General features: G+C 66.0%; 19 protein-coding genes. 17 read left to right on the top strand and 2 right to left on the bottom strand.

Annotated features, from left to right (window positions below; all coding sequences use genetic code 11):
* Positions 1-115 precede the first annotated feature (115 nt).
* The 7 genes from AC1DNE_RS29020 to AC1DNE_RS28990 all read left to right on the top strand — a co-directional run bounded on the left by AC1DNE_RS29020 (position 116) and on the right by AC1DNE_RS28990 (position 7,084).
* A complete protein-coding gene (locus AC1DNE_RS29020) occupies positions 116-937 on the top strand; it encodes a metallophosphoesterase family protein (RefSeq protein ID WP_441470768.1) in 822 nt (273 codons plus the stop codon).
* A 79-nt stretch (positions 938-1,016) separates the two neighbouring features.
* Positions 1,017-2,210 (top strand): ABC transporter ATP-binding protein, encoded by a 1,194-nt coding sequence (locus AC1DNE_RS29015; protein ID WP_441470767.1) that lies wholly within the window; start codon positions 1,017-1,019, stop codon positions 2,208-2,210.
* Positions 2,207-3,130, top strand: coding sequence for a carbohydrate ABC transporter permease (locus AC1DNE_RS29010; RefSeq protein WP_441470766.1), 924 nt, complete (start codon positions 2,207-2,209; stop codon positions 3,128-3,130). The genes AC1DNE_RS29015 and AC1DNE_RS29010 overlap by 4 nt, the downstream gene beginning before the upstream one ends.
* A gap of 68 nt (positions 3,131-3,198) precedes the next feature.
* On the top strand, positions 3,199-4,005 hold the full coding sequence (locus AC1DNE_RS29005) for a carbohydrate ABC transporter permease (protein ID WP_441471079.1): 807 nt from the start codon (positions 3,199-3,201) through the stop codon (positions 4,003-4,005).
* 91 nt (positions 4,006-4,096) lie between these two features.
* Positions 4,097-5,365, top strand: coding sequence for an ABC transporter substrate-binding protein (locus AC1DNE_RS29000; RefSeq protein ID WP_441470765.1), 1,269 nt, complete (start codon positions 4,097-4,099; stop codon positions 5,363-5,365).
* A gap of 88 nt (positions 5,366-5,453) precedes the next feature.
* Positions 5,454-6,296 (top strand): phosphodiesterase, encoded by an 843-nt coding sequence (locus AC1DNE_RS28995; RefSeq protein ID WP_441470764.1) that lies wholly within the window; start codon positions 5,454-5,456, stop codon positions 6,294-6,296.
* Positions 6,293-7,084 carry an inositol monophosphatase family protein gene (locus AC1DNE_RS28990; RefSeq protein WP_441470763.1) on the top strand — a complete coding sequence of 264 codons (792 nt, stop codon included), beginning with the start codon at positions 6,293-6,295 and terminating at the stop codon, positions 7,082-7,084. The genes AC1DNE_RS28995 and AC1DNE_RS28990 overlap by 4 nt, the downstream gene beginning before the upstream one ends.
* Before the next feature lie 12 nt (positions 7,085-7,096).
* Here AC1DNE_RS28990 and AC1DNE_RS28985 read toward each other — a convergent pair whose 3' ends face one another.
* A complete protein-coding gene (locus AC1DNE_RS28985) occupies positions 7,097-8,047 on the bottom strand; it encodes a sugar-binding transcriptional regulator (protein WP_476841345.1) in 951 nt (316 codons plus the stop codon).
* A gap of 185 nt (positions 8,048-8,232) precedes the next feature.
* On the opposite strand from AC1DNE_RS28985, the gene AC1DNE_RS28980 reads away from it, so the two are divergent.
* From AC1DNE_RS28980 to AC1DNE_RS28935, 10 genes are all read left to right on the top strand, one after another.
* Positions 8,233-9,273: a zinc-dependent alcohol dehydrogenase gene (locus AC1DNE_RS28980; protein ID WP_441470761.1), complete on the top strand. Its 1,041-nt coding sequence runs from the start codon at positions 8,233-8,235 to the stop codon at positions 9,271-9,273.
* A gap of 37 nt (positions 9,274-9,310) precedes the next feature.
* Positions 9,311-10,771, top strand: a complete 1,461-nt coding sequence (xylB, locus tag AC1DNE_RS28975) for a xylulokinase (protein ID WP_441470760.1) — start codon at positions 9,311-9,313, stop codon at positions 10,769-10,771.
* Between the two features lie 73 nt (positions 10,772-10,844).
* Entirely contained in the window at positions 10,845-11,522 is a 678-nt protein-coding gene (locus AC1DNE_RS28970) for an HAD family hydrolase (RefSeq protein ID WP_441470759.1), read from the top strand.
* A 7-nt stretch (positions 11,523-11,529) separates the two neighbouring features.
* The gene (locus AC1DNE_RS28965; protein ID WP_441470758.1) at positions 11,530-12,477 is read left to right on the top strand and encodes a sugar-binding transcriptional regulator; all 948 of its coding nucleotides are present in this window, start codon (positions 11,530-11,532) and stop codon (positions 12,475-12,477) included.
* Between the two features lie 157 nt (positions 12,478-12,634).
* Positions 12,635-13,948, top strand: coding sequence for an extracellular solute-binding protein (locus AC1DNE_RS28960; protein WP_377845256.1), 1,314 nt, complete (start codon positions 12,635-12,637; stop codon positions 13,946-13,948).
* Positions 13,932-14,939, top strand: a complete 1,008-nt coding sequence (locus AC1DNE_RS28955) for an ABC transporter permease subunit (protein ID WP_476767091.1) — start codon at positions 13,932-13,934, stop codon at positions 14,937-14,939. Before AC1DNE_RS28960 ends, AC1DNE_RS28955 begins: the two co-directional genes overlap by 17 nt.
* A gap of 7 nt (positions 14,940-14,946) precedes the next feature.
* On the top strand, positions 14,947-15,837 hold the full coding sequence (ugpE, locus tag AC1DNE_RS28950; RefSeq protein WP_441470756.1) for a sn-glycerol-3-phosphate ABC transporter permease UgpE: 891 nt from the start codon (positions 14,947-14,949) through the stop codon (positions 15,835-15,837).
* Positions 15,838-15,867: 30 nt separating this feature from the next.
* Positions 15,868-16,608, top strand: coding sequence for a glycerophosphodiester phosphodiesterase family protein (locus AC1DNE_RS28945; protein WP_441470755.1), 741 nt, complete (start codon positions 15,868-15,870; stop codon positions 16,606-16,608).
* A 3-nt stretch (positions 16,609-16,611) separates the two neighbouring features.
* Positions 16,612-18,111, top strand: coding sequence for a mannitol dehydrogenase family protein (locus AC1DNE_RS28940; protein WP_441470754.1), 1,500 nt, complete (start codon positions 16,612-16,614; stop codon positions 18,109-18,111).
* 158 nt (positions 18,112-18,269) lie between these two features.
* Entirely contained in the window at positions 18,270-18,479 is a 210-nt protein-coding gene (locus AC1DNE_RS28935) for a cold-shock protein (protein ID WP_441470753.1), read from the top strand.
* Between the two features lie 14 nt (positions 18,480-18,493).
* Here the strand turns inward: AC1DNE_RS28935 and scpB are convergent.
* Positions 18,494-18,990, bottom strand: a 497-nt coding sequence (gene scpB, locus AC1DNE_RS28930; protein WP_476841344.1) for an SMC-Scp complex subunit ScpB, incomplete at its 5' end; no start/stop codon positions are given.

The following is an 18,990-nucleotide window of genomic DNA, read 5'->3' as shown; positions in this document are numbered from 1 at the left end:
AAAATACAATTGTGTCATCAAACATTCATTTGTATGATCCAAGGCAAAGCCGCTGCCCGGCGCTCGCACCGGGATGAGACGGTCGCCCGATGAAGTGGCGAATTCCGGAGGGAACATGCAGCGTATCGTGCAGATTTCCGACACGCATCTGAGTCCGACCAAGCGGCATTTCGCCGATAATTGGGCTCCGCTGACGGACTGGCTCGCCGCACAGGCGCCGGACCTCGTCATCCATACCGGCGACGTCACGGTCGATGGCGCGGATATCGACGAGGACATGCGTCATTGCCGCGCCCTGCTCGATACGCTGGGCGTGCCGGTGCTCAGCATCCCCGGTAATCACGACGTCGGCGAGGCCTATCATCCGCATCAGCCGGTGAACGACGCCCGCCTCGGGCGCTGGCGCCAGCATCTCGGCGAAGACTTCTGGGTCCGCGATCTCGAAGACTGGCGACTGATCGGCCTCAACTCGATGCTGTTCGGCAGCGACGAGGCCGAGGAAAAGCGCCAACTCGACTGGCTCGACCGTCAGATCGCAGGGGCGCAAGGACGCCGGCTCGGCTGGTTCCTGCACCGCCCGCTTTTCGTCCAGGCGCCCGACGAGGGCGACATGGGCTACTGGAGTGTTCCGCCGCGGCCACGCGCGCATCTGCTCGATCTCATCAGTCGCCACGAGGTCGCCTTCGTCGCCAGCGGCCACCTGCACCGCGCGCATGACTTCACGATCGCCAGCACGCGCTACATCTGGGGGCCCTCATCCGGCTTCGTCGTGGGTCCCGAATTGCAGCCGGGCATGGCCGGTACGACGACGCTCGGTGCCGTCTCCTATGTCTTCGACGGACGGGACTTCTCCGCCGAGATCCACGAAATATCCGCGCTGAAGACGCTCTGGATCGACGACGTGATCCACGAGGTCTACCCGCCGCGCGCTGCCTGAAACGCCTCCCGGCCGCCAGCGGGCGCCGGGCCGAAACACGCCCAACGATGAGCCCGCAGGGCCGCAGAAAGGCGAAGCCATGGCCAAGGTCACACTCTCCTCGATCGCCAAATCGTTCGGACCGACGAAGGTCCTGGGCGGCGTCGATCTCGATATCGCCGATGGCGAGTTCCTGACGCTGGTCGGCCCGTCCGGCTGCGGGAAATCGACGCTGATCCGGATCATCGCCGGACTGGAGCATCAGGACGGCGGCAGCGTCGCGATCGGCGGCAATGGCGTCGACCATCTGCGCCCGCATGAGCGCCGCGTCGCCATGGTCTTCCAGTCCTATGCGCTCTATCCGCATATGAGCGTCGGCGCGAACATCGCCCTGCCCCTGACGATGTCGCGGCTCAAGCTCTGGCAGCGCCTGCCGCTACTGCGGCAGATCTCAGCCCAGCGCAGGACCGTGATGCGCGGCATCGAGGCCGATGTCGCGGCAGTGGCGACACAGCTCCAGCTCGACCATCTGCTCGCCCGCAAACCGGCCCAGCTTTCCGGCGGGCAGCGCCAGCGCGTCGCGCTCGGTCGCGCGATGGTGCGCAACCCCGACGTCTTCCTGATGGACGAGCCGCTCTCGAATCTCGACGCCAAGCTGCGCGTCCATATGCGCACGGAGCTGGCCGAGCTGCACAAGCGCCTCGGCGCGACCTTCATCTATGTCACGCACGACCAGGTCGAGGCGATGACGATGTCCGACCGCGTCGCGATGATGGATTCAGGCTCCGTGCTGCAGCTGGGCACGCCCTCCCAGCTCTACGAGAAGCCGGCGTCGCTCAAGGTCGCGCAATTCATCGGTAGCCCCACGATCAACCTGCTGCCGGCGACGGTCGCGCAGGGTGGGCGCCTCGAACTCTTCGGCCGGCCGCTGGCGCTCGCGGTTCCGCTCGCCGCGGGACAGGCGGTGACGCTCGGCATCCGTTCCGAGGCGCTCACCCTCGTCTCGGGCGAGCCCGGCGGCCAGGGCCGGGCCTGGTTCTCGGCCCGCCTGCGGCGGAAAGAGAATCTCGGCTCCGAGTACATCCTGCATTTCGATCTCGCCGGGCGCGACGCGGCCGGCGTGACGATGCGCGCGACGCCGACCGTAGCCGCCGGTGTCAACGAGGCTGCCGAGGTCACGCTCTGCTTCGACGAGGCCGCAGCCCATGTTTTCGCCGCCGATGGCGAGCGCATCGAGCCACGCAGCCCCGGTGCTGCGACCGGTTCCGTCGTGCCGCTGAGGGCCGGCGCATGACGCTCGCCCTCGCCTCGCCCGCCGGCTTTGCCTCCGCCGCGCGCCGCAGGCTCTGGATCGAGCGCGTCACCGGACTCGGCTTCGCGCTGCCCGCCTTCATCCTGCTCCTGCTGACGATCCTGCTGCCGCTCGCCGTCCTGCTATGGCTCAGCCTGACGAACTACGAGTTCGGCGGCACCGACATGGACTGGGTCGGCCTCGCGAATTTCCAGAAGGCGCTGGCCGATCCGATCATCCGGCGCTCGCTCGTCAACACGCTGCTCTATGTCGCCATCGTCGTGCCCGGCGGTGTGTTCGGCGCCTTGCTGATCGCCGTGCTGGTGCATCGGCGCAAGCGCACCCGCTCCTTCTACGAGGTCGTCTATTTCCTGCCGGTGACCTCGACGCTGATCGCCATGGCGACGGTTTGGCAATTCCTGCTCCATCCCTCGCTCGGCCCGGTCAACGGCCTGCTGAAATGGCTCGGTTTCGCGCCAATCGCCTTCCTCAGCGAGCCCTCGACCGCGCTGGCGACGCTCGCCGTGATCGGCATCTGGCAGCTGATCGGCTTCAACATGATCCTGTTCCTGGCCGGGCTGACCGCGATCCCGCGCGATCTCTACGAGGCCGCCGATATCGACGGCTGTTCCAGCGGCATCGACCGTTTCCTGACCATCACCTGGCCGCTGCTCGGGCCGACGACGATGTTCGTCCTGGTCACCACGATGATCACCGCCTTCAAGATCTTCGACACGGTGGCGGTGATGACGCGCGGCGGCCCGGTCGGGTCGACCGAGGTGCTGCTCCACAACATCTATCTCGAAGGCTTTCAGTACTTCCACACCGGCTATGCCGCAGCGCTGACCTTCATCTTCCTCGCCTTCATCCTCGTCTTCTCGGCCGTGCAGACCTTCGCCCTCGACAAGAAGGTGCACTACTGATGGCCGATCTCGCGCTCCCTGCCGCTCCGGTCACGCCCACTCATTCGGTGCTGCGCCGTTTCGTGACCATGGCTCTGGTTCATGGCGTGCTGATCGCCGGCGCCATCTTCATGCTGGCGCCGTTCATCTGGATGCTGGTGACCTCGATCAAGCCGCCGGCCGAGATCTTCAACGCCGAGATCTCGCTCTGGCCGAAGCGGTTCTACGGCCTCGAGAACTACGGCTTCGCGATGGAGAAGGCTCCCCTGCTGCGCTTCGCGCTGAACGGCGTCATCCTCTGTGGGGGAATCCTGATCGTGCAGCTTCTCGTCGCCATCCCCTGCGCTTATGCGCTGGCGAAGCTCGATTTTCCCGGCCGCAACGCGCTCTTCGTGCTGGTCCTGCTCGGGCTGTGCATCCCGGTGCAGGTGCCGGCGATGCCGCTCTATATCGCGCTCGCCCAGCTTGGGCTGCTCAACACCTATTTCTCGATGATGGTGCCGTTTTTCCTCTCGGTCTTCGCCATCTTCCTGTTCCGCCAGTTCTTCCGCAGCTTTCCCGACGACATCATCAACGCCGCCCGGCTCGACGGCATGAGCGAGTTCGAGATCGTCTGGCGCATCGTCACGCCGAGCGCCTGGCCGGCCATCGCCGCCTTCTCGGTGTTCTCGGCGGTAGCGCATTGGAACGATCTTTACTGGCCGCTGATCGTCATCTCCGACGCCAAGCTCGCGCCACCGCCGCTCGGAATGATGTTCTTCGCCGATGCCGAAACCGGATCGAATTACGGCGCGCTGACCGCCGCCGCGACGATCCTGACCGCACCGCTCGTCATCGCCTTCCTCGTCGCGAGGCGCCGCTTCATCGACGGCATCACCATGACCGGGGTGAAGTAGCCGGCAGCACTGCCGCACCCCCGCCCAAAGTTCAGGCCTGAAGCAACTGAAACCCGGCAGCCCTCCGCTGTCCATGCCAAGGAGATCACGCATGAAACCTCTCGGCAAAGCCCTTGCCGCGGCGGCATTGACCCTTCTCGCCTCGACGGCGGCGAAGGCCCAGGTCACGCTCGACGTGCTCTACGCCTTCCCGGCCTTCGCCAAGTTCCACGAGCCGATCGCCGCGGAATTCATGAAGAAGCACCCGGATATCAAGATCAATTTCCGGGCGCCGGCCGCGAGCTATGACGAAGGCCATCAGGCGATGCTGCGGTCTTCGGTGACCAACCAGCTGCCGGATGTCTATTATTCCGGCTTCCACCTGCTCACCGAACTCGTCGAGACCCTCGACAAGCGCAAGCAGGTCGTCGATCTCGGTCCGCTGCTGAAGGCCGAGCCGGAAGCCTGGCGCAAGGCCAATTACTCCGATGCTCTGCTCTCGCTCGGCCAGGTCGCCGGCAAGCAGGCGGGCCTCGCCTTCAACGCCTCGACGCCGCTGATGTATTTCAATGCCGAACTGGTGAAAAAGGCCGGCGGCGACCCCGACAAGATGCCCGATAACTGGGCCGACACGGTCGCGCTCGCCAAGAAGATCCGCAGCGGCGACACCGCCGGCGTGGCCTACAACATCCATGACTGGCCGGACGACTGGCTCTGGCGCGGCATGATCCTGCAAGGCGGCCATTCCATGCTCGCTCCCGATGGCAAGAAGGTCGCCTTCGGCGGCGAGGTTGGCGAAAAGACGCTCGCGACGCTGCGCAGCCTCGTCACTGAAGGCGGCATGCCGCTGATCGACTGGGATCAGTCGCGCCAGCAGTTCATCGCCGGCAAGATCGGCATCTTCTTCGACACCCCGGCCCGCCTGCGCCAGGTCACCGACCTGATCGGCGACCGCTTCACACTGAAGACTGCCCTCTTCCCGGTTGACGACAAGGCCAAGGGCAAGCTGCCGACCGGCGGCAACGCCGCGCTGATTACCGCCAAGGACACCGCCAAGCAGAAGGCCGCCTGGGAGTTCATCAAGTTCGTGACCGGCCCGGAAGCCCAGAAGATCGTCGTCGAGACCGCCGGCTACATGCCGACCAATCTGCGCGCCGGCGAAGATGCCTTCCTCGGCCCGTTCTACAAGGAGAACGCCAATTTCCGCACGATCAACGGCCAGGTCTCCCGCGCCGCGCCGTGGGAAGGCTACCCGGGCGGCAACTCGGTGCGCATCTGGCGCCAGCAGCGCGAGGTCGTCTCCGGCGTGATGCGCGGCGAGATCCAGCCCAAGGCCGGCATCGAGCGCATCGTCTCCGAGACCGAAGCCCTGATGAAGTAAGCGGCGGCGCTTCGTCGCCCGCTCAATGCCGCCCGGTCCTCACCCGGCCGGGCGGCTCTCCTGTTCCCGATTGCCGGACACGTTCCCAATGATCATCGCCCAGCTCAGCGACTTCCATGCCCGCCCGCACGGCAACCCAGCCTATGGCATCGTCGAGACCAATCCGGCGATCGAGCGGGCCGTCGACGAGATCCTGAAGCTGGAACCGCGGCCGGACTGCGTTCTGGTTACGGGGGATCTCTCTGATTGCGGCCTTCCGGAGGAATACGGCATCGTTCGCGCGGCGCTGCAGCGCCTGCCGATGCCGGTCTATGTCATTCCCGGCAATCACGACCGCCGCGACACCTTCGCAGCGGAACTAGGCCCGGCCCATCCTTACCTGCCGCAAACCGGCTTCCTGCACTACGTCGTCGACGATTTCCCGGTCCGGCTGATCGGGCTCGATACCGTCGTCGCGGGCGAGGATGGCGGCGAGATCTGCGCCGCGCGCGAGGCCTGGCTGGCTGAGCAGCTCGCACAAGGACAGGGCAAGCCCACCCTTGTCTTCATGCACCATCCGCCCTTCCCTGTCGGCGTGGACGGCATGGACATCATGCCCTGCAAGGTCTCGCCGGGCTTTGCCAAACTGATCGCTCGCCATCCCGAGATCGAGCGTGTGCTCTGCGGCCATTACCACCGGCCTATCCAGCTGCGCTTCGCCGGCACCATCGGCTATGTCGTGCCGGGAACGGCTCATCAGGTCGCCCTCGATCTCAGGCCCGGCACCGAGAACCGCTTCGTGATGGAGCCGCCGGCGCTCGCGCTCCATGTCTGGAAGCCCGGCCTCGGCATGATCAGCCATCTCCAGCCGATCGGCGACTATGGACCGCGCCGGGATTTCGTGCTCGATCCCGCCTATCCCGGAAAGCCGCAAATGGTGCCTGCTCGATGACCGAACCACGCCTTCTCGCCCTGCTCGACCAGGCCGATGCCCTCGCCCGCCGCGCTGGCGACGTGCTCGTGCAGATGCAGGGCGCCGAGCTTGGCGTCACCCGCAAGGAGCTGAACGACGTGGTCACGGCGGCCGACCTCGCCTCCGAGCGCCTCGTGATCGACGGCCTGCGCGTGCTGACACCGGAAGCCGCGATCCTCTCGGAAGAGGCCGGCTTCTCCGGCTCAGAGCAGGCGCCGTGCTGGATCATCGACCCGCTCGACGGCACGGTGAACTACGCCTCTGGCCTGCCCTGGTTCTCCGTCACGCTGGCCTATCAAGAGCAGGGCCGCACCGTGCTCGGCCTCACCCATGCCCCGCTCCTCGGGCTTTCCGCTCGCTTCGCCGAAGGCGGTATCGCGACCGTCGATGGCCGACCGGCGCGCGTCTCGGCCACGACACGCCTCAGCGACGCCGTCGTCTCGATCTGCCTGACCTCGCATTACAGCACCGAGGACGCGAACCGGACGAGCGATGTTATCCGCCGTCTCGCCGGCCTGTGCCGCGGCGTGCGGGTCATCGTCTCCGGCGGGCTGGAAATGTCGCTGGTCGCGGCGGGGCGGCTCGACGCCTTCATCGGCCTCAAGGCCGATATCGTCTCGCATGCAGCAGCAATGCCGCTGGTAAGGGCAGCCGGTGGCAAGGTGACGACGGTCGACGGCCGGGATTCGCTCGACGAGGACCTGGAGAAGGTCGTGACGAACGGCCTGATCCACGACGAGCTGTTACAGGCGATCCGCAGCGCCTGACGCGGCGGCCCGTCAGGCCGGCGCCGGGCTCTCCAGCACGGCCGCCGCCGCATCCTCGTCCGTGATCAGCACCGAGGCGAGCTTCCCGCGCAAGGTGGCCGCGATGACCTCCGCCTTGTTCATCCCGCCGGAGGCGAGGATCACGGTCGGGATCCGGCGCAGGGCGTCGAGCGGGAGCGCGATGGCGCGGCGATTGATCGGATGCGCGATGGCCTGCCCGTGGCGGTCGATGAACTGGCCGAGCATATCGCCAACCGCGCCTGCTTCCGTGAGCTCGGCGACACGGACATCGCCCGGCAAGCCATAACGCACCAGCAGCGAGCGCTCGCTCAGGTCGCCGGCGCTGAGGATCGCGACATCGGTCGCCCTGATCCGGGCGAAGGCTGCCTCGAACACGTCCTGCGCCAGAATGGTGTCGCGCGATTGCGGCGCCCCGGCATAGATGGGCGCCGCCAGGTAATGGCATTGCGCCTGCCAGAGCCGGGCGAAATGGCTGGCGATCTCGAATGTGTTGATCTCGATGCCATAGGTCAGCCCGCCCATCATCGAGGTGACCGCGAGGTCGCGATACTGCCCGGGGCGGATATGGCGAATGGTTTCTCGCAGCGTCCCGCCCCAGCCGACACCAAAGACGCCGGTGGGGTTCTCCTCGATGACCCGCGAGACGAACACGCCGGCCGCCTTGCCGATCTGCGCTGCGATCTGATCGGGATCGGCGGGGCTGGGCACGACGATCGCGTCTTTCAGGCCGAACTGCGCCATCAGCGCGCGCTCCAGCCGGACGCAGCTCTCCAGCCGGGAATTGATGGTGATGTTGACGAGCCCGCTGCTGCGAGCCTCGACCAGAAGCCGGTTGACGCGCAGGCGGGTCATCTTCAGCCGGTCCGCAATCTCCGCCTGGGTCAAACCTTCCATGTAATAGAGCCAGGCGGCTCGAACTTGCGTCTGCGGTTCCTCCGGCATGGCGGTATCCTGATGCGATGGGCTCCGCCTGCGAGGCGGTCGGCATGGTCTTCGAAGCTGGCTTACATCGCTTTCAGGCCACCCCACAACGCGCAGAGCCGCGGCGGTTTCGCGCTTGACGCAAACCAATGTAAATCAGAAAATACATTTGTCGAAGGCCTTCCGCGAAACGAGCGCAGACTTCCATGTCCAATGCCATCTTCCTCCACGCCGCAGGCGATGCCCGCGTCGCCCCGTTCAACCTTCGCGAGGGAGCGGCGGGGGAAACCCTGCTCGATGTCGCCGCCGTCGGCCTCTGTGGCAGCGACCTGCATTATTACAAGGATGGCGGCATCGGCTCGGCGGTGATCGCGACGCCCTTCGTGCCCGGCCACGAGTTCAGCGGCTGGCTGACCGAGGACCTGCCGGAGCTCGGCTTGACGCGCGGCGCCCTCGTCGCCGTCGATCCCAACCAGGCCTGCGGCCGTTGCGAGCATTGCCGAAATGGCCATCCCAATCTCTGTCCCGACGTCGTCTTCATCGGGGCTCCCCCGCATGACGGGGCGATGACGGAGCGGATCTGGGTGCCGAAATCGCAGATCGTGCCGGTGCCCGAGACCTTCTCGCCGAGCGAGGCGGTGATGCTCGAACCTCTCGGCGTCGCGATCCATGCCGTTGATCTCGCCAAGCCGCGCCTGCTCGAACGCGTGGCGCTGATCGGCTGCGGCCCGATCGGCCTGCTGATCCTGCAGGTGCTGCGCACGGCCGGCGTCGGCGAGATCCTGGCCTGCGATCCGCAGCCGCATCGCCGCGAGCTGGCGCTGAAGCTCGGCGCGAACAAGGCCGGCGCCAGCGTCGCCGACATCGCCGAATGGACGAAGGGCGAAGGAATGCCCCTCGTCATCGAGGCGACCAACGCCCCCGAAGGTTTCCGCGACGCCATTCGCGCCGCCCGCATCGGCGGCCGCGTCGTGCTTGTCGGCATCCCTGACGGCGACAGCTATGTGATCCCGGCCGCGGAAGCCCGTAGGCGCGGGCTCAACATCAAGTTCTCGCGCCGGATGGGCCATGTCTATCCGCGCGCGATCGAACTGGTGGCGCTCGGCAAGGTCGATGTCGAGGCCGTGGTCAGCCATCGTTTCCCTCTTGCAGAAGGGCCGGCCGCCTTCCGCCGTCATGCGTCGAATGAAGACGGTATGGTCAAGAGCATGATCTATCCGGGCGACTTGCCAGCGGACCATCGCTGAAGCCCGACTCCGCTGAACCCGCGCCACAGGCCCTGATGTGACCTATATCGGCATCGATCTCGGGACGTCGTCGGTCAAGGCCGTGCTTGTCGATGACCGGCAGCATGTGCTCGGCTCAGTGGCGCGAGAGCTGGCCATCGCCCGCCCCTTCCCGCTCTGGTCCGAGCAGGCCCCCGCCGACTGGATCGCCGCGACGCTGGATGTCTTGCACGGCCTCAAGAGCGCAGCCCCCGAGGCTTTTCGCCGTTGCGCTGGCATCGGCCTCTCCGGGCAGATGCATGGCGCGGTTCTGCTGGACGAATGCGATCAACCGCTACGCCCGTGCATGCTCTGGAACGACGGCCGCGCCGCCGCCGAATGCGCCGGGATCGAAGCGAGCGAGCCGGATTCCCGTGCGATCACCGGCAACATCGCCATGCCCGGCTTCACGGCGCCCAAGCTGCTCTGGGTTCGCCGGCACGAACAGGACATCTTCCGGCGCACCCGCAAGGTGTTGCTGCCGAAGGCCTATCTGAGGCTGGCATTGACCGGCGAGGCGATCGAGGAGATGTCCGACGCCTCCGGCACGCTTTGGCTCGATACCGGCCGTCGCGTCTGGTCTGACCGGATGCTGGCTGCGACCGGGCTCGATCGCAGCCACATGCCCGCCCTCGTCGAGGGCTCGCAACCTGCCGGCCGCATGCGCCCCGAACTCAGCCACGAACTCGGCTTCGACGCCCCGCCTCTCTTTGCCGGCGGCGCAGGCGACAATGCCGCAGGAGCGGTCGGGCTGGGCGCCGTCGCGCCGGATAGCTGCTTCCTGTCGCTCGGCACATCCGGCGTGCTCTGGCGCACCACCGCCGGCTTCGAACCGCGCGCCGGCAGCGCCGTCCATGCCTTCTGCCATGCCCTGCCCGATCGCTGGCACCAGATGTCGGTCCATCTCTCGGCTGCCGCGAGCCTGAACTGGTGGGCCGCGGTCTGCGGACAGTCCGAAGCCGTGTTGCTGAGCGAGCTTCGTGCGCAGGTCGAGCAACCGTCACCGGTGCTGTTCACGCCCTATCTGTCGGGTGAACGCACCCCTCACAACGATCCGCAGATACGCGGCCTCTTTGCCGGCCTCGGCCACGAGACCGATCGCAAAGCCATGACCCAGGCCGTTCTGGAGGGCGTCGCCTTCGCTTTTCGGGATGGCAAGGAAGCGCTTGAAGCCGAGGCATCGTCGATCAGCGAGGCCATGGCCATCGGTGGCGGGGCACGTTCGGATAGGTGGCTAGCGATCCTTGCCGACGTCTTGAACCTACCGCTGAGGCGCTACCGGCAAACCGAAGCCGGCGCGGCTTTCGGGGCGGCGCGTCTCGCGCGTCTCGCTTGCACCGACGAAAGTCCGGAGGCGGTCTGCACGCCGCCATCCGGCGAGGCCGATATCTTCACGCCGCACCCCGACAGGGTAGCGGCCTATGCCGAGCGCCACGCCCTCTGGCGTCGTGCCGCGGAGGTCTGTCGCACGCTGCGCTGACCGAGATGAAGTTTGACAGATTGTCGGGCGAATGCTCTTCATGTGAGCATCCGTTCAAATCAACTGTTGTCCGATGCCCTCACCGCACCCGCCCTTCGACCTCGTCATCCTCGATTGCGACGGCGTGCTCGTCGACAGCGAAACCATCAGCTGCCGGACCCTGGTCGATCTTCTCTCGCCTTTCGACGAGAGCTATGATCTCGAGGCGGTCATGCGCCGCTATCTCGGCCGGCCGGCCAGCGCAGTCATCGAGGATTACGAGAGAATGACCGGGCGCCCGGCCTCGGCTGATTTCACGCAGGACTGGAGGGCGCAGCTCTTCGCGGCGTTCAGACGCGACCTCCAGCCGGTCGATGGCGTCCGCGATGCCGTCGAAGGCCTGAGCAGTGACTATTGCGTGGCTTCGTCCAGCGACGAGGAGCGCATCGAGCTTTGCCTGCGCAAGACCGAACTCTGGGACCTGTTCGCCGGACGGATCTTCAGCACGACGCGCGTGAAGCGCGGCAAGCCCGCGCCCGACCTCTTCCTGCTGGCGGCAAGCGAGCGCGGCGTCGCGCCCGAGCGCTGCCTGGTGATCGAGGACAGCGTCAGCGGCGTGACCGCGGCGAAGGCGGCGGGCATGACGGCCTATGGCCTCGCCGCCGGCAGCCATTTCGCCGTGCTCGACCAGCGCCAGGCCTTGCTGGCAGCCGGAGCCGACCGCCTCTTCGAATCCTGGCGGGAGCTTGCCCTCGCACCGGCACCCCACTGAGACCGCGATGGCCGACAACGACAGCACCCGCCTCGAAGACGCCGCCCGCGCCGGCTGGCTCTACTACATCGCCGGGCGCACGCAGGACGACATCGCGCAGATCCTGAACATCTCGCGCCCGGCAGCGCAACGCCTCGTCTCGCTCTGCCGCAGCGAGGGCCTGATCAGCTTCCGGATGAACCATCCGATCAGCACCTGCATGGACCTCGCGGCCAGACTGCGCGACCGCTTCGAGCTGCTGCATTGCGATGTTGCCCCCTCCGACGGCTCGCCGGAAACGGGCGCAGCTGGCATCGCCGCGCTGGGCGGCGTGCTGATCGAACGCTGGCTGCGCTCGCGCAAATCCCTGGTCATGGCGCTCGGCACCGGCCGCTCGATGCGCGCCAGCATTGAGCGCGTGCCCTCGATGTCCTGCCCGCTGCACCGGCTGGTTTCGCTGGTCGGAACGATCTCGCCGGACGGATCGGCCAGCCCGTTCGACACGCTGGTCAAGCTCGCCGAGATCACCAAGGCACAGCATTTCCCGATGCCGCTGCCACTTTATGTGTCGAGCCCCGAGGAGCGCGCCCAGCTGGTCGAGATCGAGTCGATCCGCCGCATCCGCGCCATCGCCGGCGAGGCCGATCTCTGGGTCATGGGCATCAGCCAGATCGGCGAGGACGCCGTGCTCTATCGCGACGGGTTCATGAATCGCAGCGAATTGCTCGACATGGTCCGCCACGGCGCCGTCGGCGAAGTCACCGGCTGGGTCTTCGACGCGGAAGGCCGCTTCCTCGACCGCGGCACCAACCTGCGCGTCACCAGCGTCCCGCCGGAACCGGGCAGCAGCCGCCTGCGCATCTGCATCGGCCAGGGCCCGGCCAAGGCCCTGCCGCTGCGCGCCGCCCTGACCGGCAAGATCATCAACGGCCTCGTCACCGACGAGGACACCGCCCGCGCCCTGCTCGCGGACTGACCCCCACCCATCACCTCATTCATCCGCCCCGCGCGCGAGCGATTGCACGCGGCTGTCATCCGCCCGTCACCAACGGTTGACATAACAGGCCAGTGTGCGAGCATATGCTTCAACAAAGAGCATATGCTCGCAGAAGACGAATGAGGGAGGCTTTGACATGCGACCTTTCTATGGTGCTTTGGCGGGCGCAGGCGCCCTGCTGCTGACGGGGATATCCGCCGTGCAGGCGGCAACCGAAATCGAACTCTGGCACGCGATGAGCGGCGCGCTCGGCGAGCGCGTCGACGAGGTCGTGAAAAAGTTCAACGACTCGCAGAAGGACTACGTCGTCAAATCGATCGCCAAGGGCACCTATGACGAGGTCCTGAACGGCACGATCGCGGCCTATCGCGCCAAGCGCCAGCCCGAGATCGTGCAGTCGAACGAGCGCTCCTTCCTGACCATGGTCAATTCCGGCGCCATCGTTCCGACGAACGAATTGATGGCCGAGCAGGGCATGCCGCTCGACACCTCGAAATTCATCGCTCCGGTGGTCAGCTACTTCGCCATCAACGGCAAGCTGCAGGCGATGCCCTTCAACTCCTCGACGCCGATCCTGTTCTACAACCGCGACCATTTCAAAGCCGCCGGCTTCGACAAGCCCGGCGCGACCTGGCAGGAGCTGGAGCCGCAGCTCGACGCGATCAAGGCCAAGGGCGTCTCGAAATGCGCGATGGTGCTCCCCGGCGACTACGAGTGGAGCTTCCTCGAGAACTACAGCGCCGTGAACGACATCCCGTATGCGACCAAGCGCAACGGCATGGACGGGCTCGACACCAATTTCGTCTTCAACAAGGGCAAGCTCGTCGGCCAGGTCGAGCGGATGAAGCGCCTCGTCTCGTCGGGCGTGATGCAGCTCGCCGGCCAGGGCATCATCCCGATCCAGCTCTTCACCTCCGGCGAGTGCTCGACGATCATCGCCTCCACCGCTTCGCACGCCGCCGTCGTTGCGGCCGCCAAGTTCGACTGGAGCGCGAGGGAAATCCCCTATGAGCAGGGCGTCACGCCGCGCAATAGCGTCATCGGCGGCGCCGCGCTCTGGACCCTGAAGGGCCATACGCCGGAGAAGTACAAGGCCGTCGCCGCCTTCTACGACTTCCTCGCCAAGACCGACACCCAGGTCTGGTGGCACCAGGCGACGGGCTATGTCCCGGTCACGACCGCCGCCTATGATGCCGCCAAGGCGCAGGGCTATTACGAGAAGAACCCGACCCGCGAGATCGCGGTGCTCCAGCTGATGCGCGGCACGCCCAGCGACAATTCGCTCGGCTTCCGCATCGGCAACAGCAACCAGATCAATGTCGCGATCATGGAAGAGGTCTCGGCCGCCTTCCTCGGCAAGAAGCCGGTGCAGCAGGCGCTCGACGATGCCGTGTCGCGCGGCAACGAGGCGCTGCGTCGCTACGAGCAGCTCAATGCTGGCAAGAAATAAGTCGGCTGGCCTTCCCGCGGCGGCTGGTGGAGGCGGTCCACGCCTCCGCTCGCCGCTGCGGCGCCTTTTCCTGAAGGGTGCCGAGGATGGTCAGGCGGAAAGCGGGCTCAAGCGCGCGCATTTCAAGGAATGGCGTCTGCCCTTCTGGCTGCTCGCACCGCAGCTCTTCATCCTGCTGCTGTTCTTCTTCATCCCCTCGATCAGGGCGCTGATCCAGGCTTTCCAGTTGACCGACCCGTTCGGCGCCACGACCCAATGGGTCGGCTTCCAGAATTTCGAACGGCTCTTTCGCAGCAACGTCTACTGGTCCTCGGCGCAGGTCACGCTGATCTTCACGATCGCGCAGAACGTGCTGACCCTGTCGCTGGCGCTGCTGCTGGCCTTCGCCTCGAACCACATCCTGCGCGGCCGCGGTGCCTATCGCACCGTGCTGCTGCTGCCCTATGCCATCGCGCCCGCGATCGCCGGCATCATGCTCGCCTTCCTGTTCAATCCCCGCGTCGGCCCCGTCGCCCATATGCTGCAGGGGATGGGGCTGGACTGGGACCCTAACCGCAATTCCTGGCATGCGCTCGCGCTGGTCGTGATGGCCGCCTCGTGGAAGCACATCTGCTACAACTACATCTTCCTCGTCGCGGCCCTGATGTCGGTGCCCCAGTCGATCCTCGAATCCGCCTATCTCGATGGCGCGGGGCCGATCCAGCGCTTCCTGCGCATCTCGCTGCCGATGATCGCGCCGACGCTGTTCTTCCTGATCGTCATCAACTTCGTCTACGGGCTGTTCGAGACCTTCGCCATCGTCGACGCGACCACGCGCGGCGGCCCGGCCGGCGCCACCTCGATCCTCGTCTACAAGGTCTATCAGGACGGCTTCGTCACACTCGATCTCGGCTCCTCGGCCGCGCAATCCGTCGTGCTGATGGCACTCGCGCTGCTCCTGACCTTTGCGCAGTTCCGCTTCGTGGAGCGCCGCGTGAACTACAGCGTCTAGGCCCGCGATGAACGAGCGCACCCCCGTCATCGACGCTCTCTGTCACCTCATCCTGCTGGTGGGCGCGGCACTCGTCTGCCTGCCGATCTATTTCGTCTTCGTCACCGGATCGCTGACGCAGCAGGAGATCATGCGTGTGCCGATGTCCTGGCTGCCCGGCAGCCAGTTCTTCGCGAATACGCAGACGGTGCTCAGCAGCGCCAATTTCGGCCGGCTCCTGCTCAACTCCTTCATTATCGCAACCGGCATCACCATCGGGAAGCTCGCGGTCTCGGTGATCGCGGCCTTCGCCGTCACCTATTTCCGCTTCCCCTTCCGGATGACGGCCTTCTGGCTGATCTTCATGTCGCTGATGCTGCCGATCGAGGTGCGCATCGTGCCGACCTATGAATCCGCCGCGAATGTCGCGCTGCCGCTCAACATCCTCGGTTCCTGGCTCGGCATCCAGGCGCTGGTCGATCTCGACTGGAACCTGGTCAACACCTATTCCGGCCTGATCCTGCCGCTGATCGCCTCGGCGACCGCGACCTTCCTGTTCCGCCAGTTCTTCCTCACCATCCCTGACGAGCTCTGCGAGGCCGCGCGCATCGACGGCGCCACGCCCTGGCAGTTCTTCCGCCTGATCCTGCTGCCGCTCTCGCGCTCGAACATCGTGGCGCTGGCGATCATTCTCTTCCTGATGGGCTGGAACCAGTATCTCTGGCCGCTCCTGCTCACGACCGAGCCGGCCATGGCCAATGCCGTGATCGGCCTGAAGAAGCTGATGCCGCAGAGCGACTCGCTGCCGACCTGGCATCTCCTGATGAACGCGGCCTTCCTGACAATGCTGCCGCCGACCATCGTCATCCTCATCCTCCAGCGCTGGTTCGTGAAGGGGCTGGTGGATAGCGGCAAATAACCGCTCACCCGGCAAGCAAGGCTCATCGACATGCGGATCATCGGTCATCGCGGCGCGCGCAACATCTGGGCGGAGAACAGCCTGAGCGGCTTCCGCAACGTCTGCGCCCTCGGCGTCGACGCCGTGGAGCTCGACGTGCATCTCTCCAGCGACGGCGAGATCATGGTGATTCACGATCCGCTGCTGGAACGCACCACCGATCACAAGGGGCCGGTCGCGCATCTGTCGCGCGCGGCGCTCGCCAAGGTCACGCTCGACGACACGCTGGGAGAGACGATCCCGACCTTGCCGGAGGTGCTCGACGTCTTCGGCCCGACCGGGATCGAGCTCGAAATCGAGATGAAGATGGATGCCTTCGGCAATCCCTATCCCGGCCTGCTCGACAAGGTCATCGCGCTGGTCGAAGCGCGCAAGATGGCCTCGCGCGTCGTGCTGACCTGCTTCGTCCCGGAGGTCATCGAGGAAATCCGGGCGAAGGCGCCGCATATGCGCCGGCTCGCCTCGGTCGACCGTCGCTCCTGCGAGGCCTTCGGGGGCGTCGATCGGACCTTGCAACGCTTCGTCGATCTCGGCTGCATCATCGCCGTCGAACAGTCGCTGCTGCGGCTCTGCGTCGACCGCGCCGTCGGCATCGTCGGGCGCGACAAGCTCGGCGCCTGGGTGCCCAATACGGTACGCGATCTCGATTTCTGGCTCAGCCAGCCGATCGCGCAGATCACCAGCGACCGCCCGGACCTCGCCTTGATGCTGCGCAAGGCTAGGCAGGCCTGAGCCATGGCAGTGCGCCTCTCCCGCGCGACGCTCGGACAGCTCGGCCCGGCGGTTAGCGTTCCCAGTTATCGCGCGGAAGAACTGAGCCCCGGCATCGTCCATATCGGCGTCGGCAATTTCCACCGCGCGCATCAGGCCGCTTATCTCGACGAATTATTCGAGCGCGGGCGCGATCATGACTGGGCGATCATCGGCACCGGCGTGCGCGAGAGCGACGCCGAAATGGGCCAGGATCTCGCCGCGCAGGATTTCCTGACGACGGTCGTGACGCAGGAGGCAGAGAGATCGCAGGCTCGCGTCACCGGCGCGATGATCGATTTCGTCGCTCCGGGCAATGGGGCCGCGATCCTCGAACGGCTCGCCGATCCCCGCACGCGGATCGTCTCGCTGACCGTCACCGAAGGCGGCTATTACATCGATCCGGCAACGCAGGCCTTCGATCCCGGCCATCCCGATATCGTGGCCGATGCCGCCGATCGCCTGGCATCTCCGAAGACCGCCTTCGGCCTGATCGCCGCCGGGCTTCTCAGGCGGCGCGCAGCCGGCCTGCGACCCTTCACGGTGATGTCCTGCGACAACCTGCCGGGCAACGGCCATGTCACGGCGGATGCGGTTGCGGGGCTCGTGGACCTGATCACCTCCGCGGACGCGCGCTGGATTCGCGAGTGCGTCGCCTTTCCCAACGGCATGGTCGATCGCATCACGCCGGCGACATCCGAGCGCGAGCGCCAGGCGCTGCGCGACGATTTCTGCATCGCGGACAGCCGCCCGGTCTTCTGCGAGGGTTTCCGGCAATGGGTGCTGGAGGATCATTTCCCTGCCGGCCGCCCGCGCCTCGAAGAGGTCGGTGTGCAGTTCGTCGCCGATGTCGCGCCGTTCGAGCTGATGAAGATCCGCATCCTCAATGGCGGCCACGCGGCGATCGCCTACCCCGCCGGTCTTCTCGACATCCACTTCGTCCATGAGGCGATGCAGGACACTCAGATCGCTCGCTTCCTCTCGGCCCTGCTCGACGACGAGGTCATCCCTGTCGTCCCGCCGGTGCCTGATACCGATCTGGCAGACTACAAGCGCACGATCGAGCGGCGCTTCGCCAATCCGAAGATCGGCGACACCATTCGCCGGCTCTGCCTCGACGGCTCGAACCGCCAGCCGAAATTCATCCTGCCGACTCTGCGGGATGCCTTGCAGGCCGGGCTGCCAGTCGACGGGCTCGCGCTCGTGAGTGCGCTCTGGTGCCGGTACTGCTACGGCGAGACGGAAAGCGGGCAGCCGATCGCGCCGAACGATCCGAGTTGGTCGCGGCTTACCGCGCAGGCGCAACAGGCCCGATCCGCGCCGGAGACTTGGCTGCAGATGCGGGACATCTATGGACATCTGGCGGATGATCCGCGCTTCCGGGAGGCGTTCTCTCAAGCGCTGCAGCGCATCTGGCGATCAGGGACCCGCGCCAGCATCGACACCTTTCTCGCATCACGCTCCGCTTCCGAGATGCGGCTCTAAGCATTTCTCCCCGAAAGCGGACGATTGTAGCGTCGGGATTGGGCCAGCTTTGCCCGTTGGTGGCTGCTGACAAGAGCTCGACGAAGCGCCCTTCCACGCTGCAGGTTGCCAACTCGACAGCCGGGGGAAATGATGCGCTGTTTTCAGGAGACGCGACTATGGCGATCGGTACCGTGAAGTGGTTCAACGCGACGAAGGGTTTTGGCTTCATCCAGCCTGACGATGGCGGCCAGGATGTCTTCGTCCATATCAGCGCCGTGGAACGGGCTGGTTTGCGCGAGCTGCGCGACGGTCAGAAGGTTTCCTACGAGCCTGCTCAAGACAAGCGCTCCGGTCGGACCTCAGCCGAGCAACTGCAAGCCCTGTAGAAACGGCTCGAAGGCTACGCATCGCCGTCGGGCTCATCCGGGGACTGCGGATCGTCCTTCTCACCGATGGCGGCGAGCGGAATCCCGCCAGCAAGCAACCTATCCTTGCTAAGCAGTCCGGCATCCTCGAGCCTCTCGAAATCCGGCAGATCGCGCAGGGTCTCGAAACCGAACTGCGACAGGAACGCTGGCGTCGTCACATAGGTATAGGGCGCGCCGGGCTGCGGGCTGCGCGGTCCTGCGGCGATGAAGCCGAGTTTGCGCAAATGGCCGATCGTGTCGCGGCTGACCTCCTTACCAAAAACCTGGCCAAGCTCGGCGCGGGTGATCGGCTGGAAATAGCCGATACACAACAGCACCAAGCTCTCGGACTGCGACAAGGCCTTGTCGCAGCGCTCGCCAAGCCCGGTCGCCGTCCGGATCGCGACCGCGAATCCCTTCTTCGTCCGGTGCTGCCAGCCGCCGGCGACAGAAACGAGCTCGTAGGGTCGGCCGGCCAACTCATCGCGGA

It is taken from the genome of Allobosea sp. 05L423 (assembly GCF_056397745.1).
The sequence above is the reverse complement of the archived record's forward strand: the minus strand, read 5'-3'. Positions and strand labels throughout refer to the sequence as shown.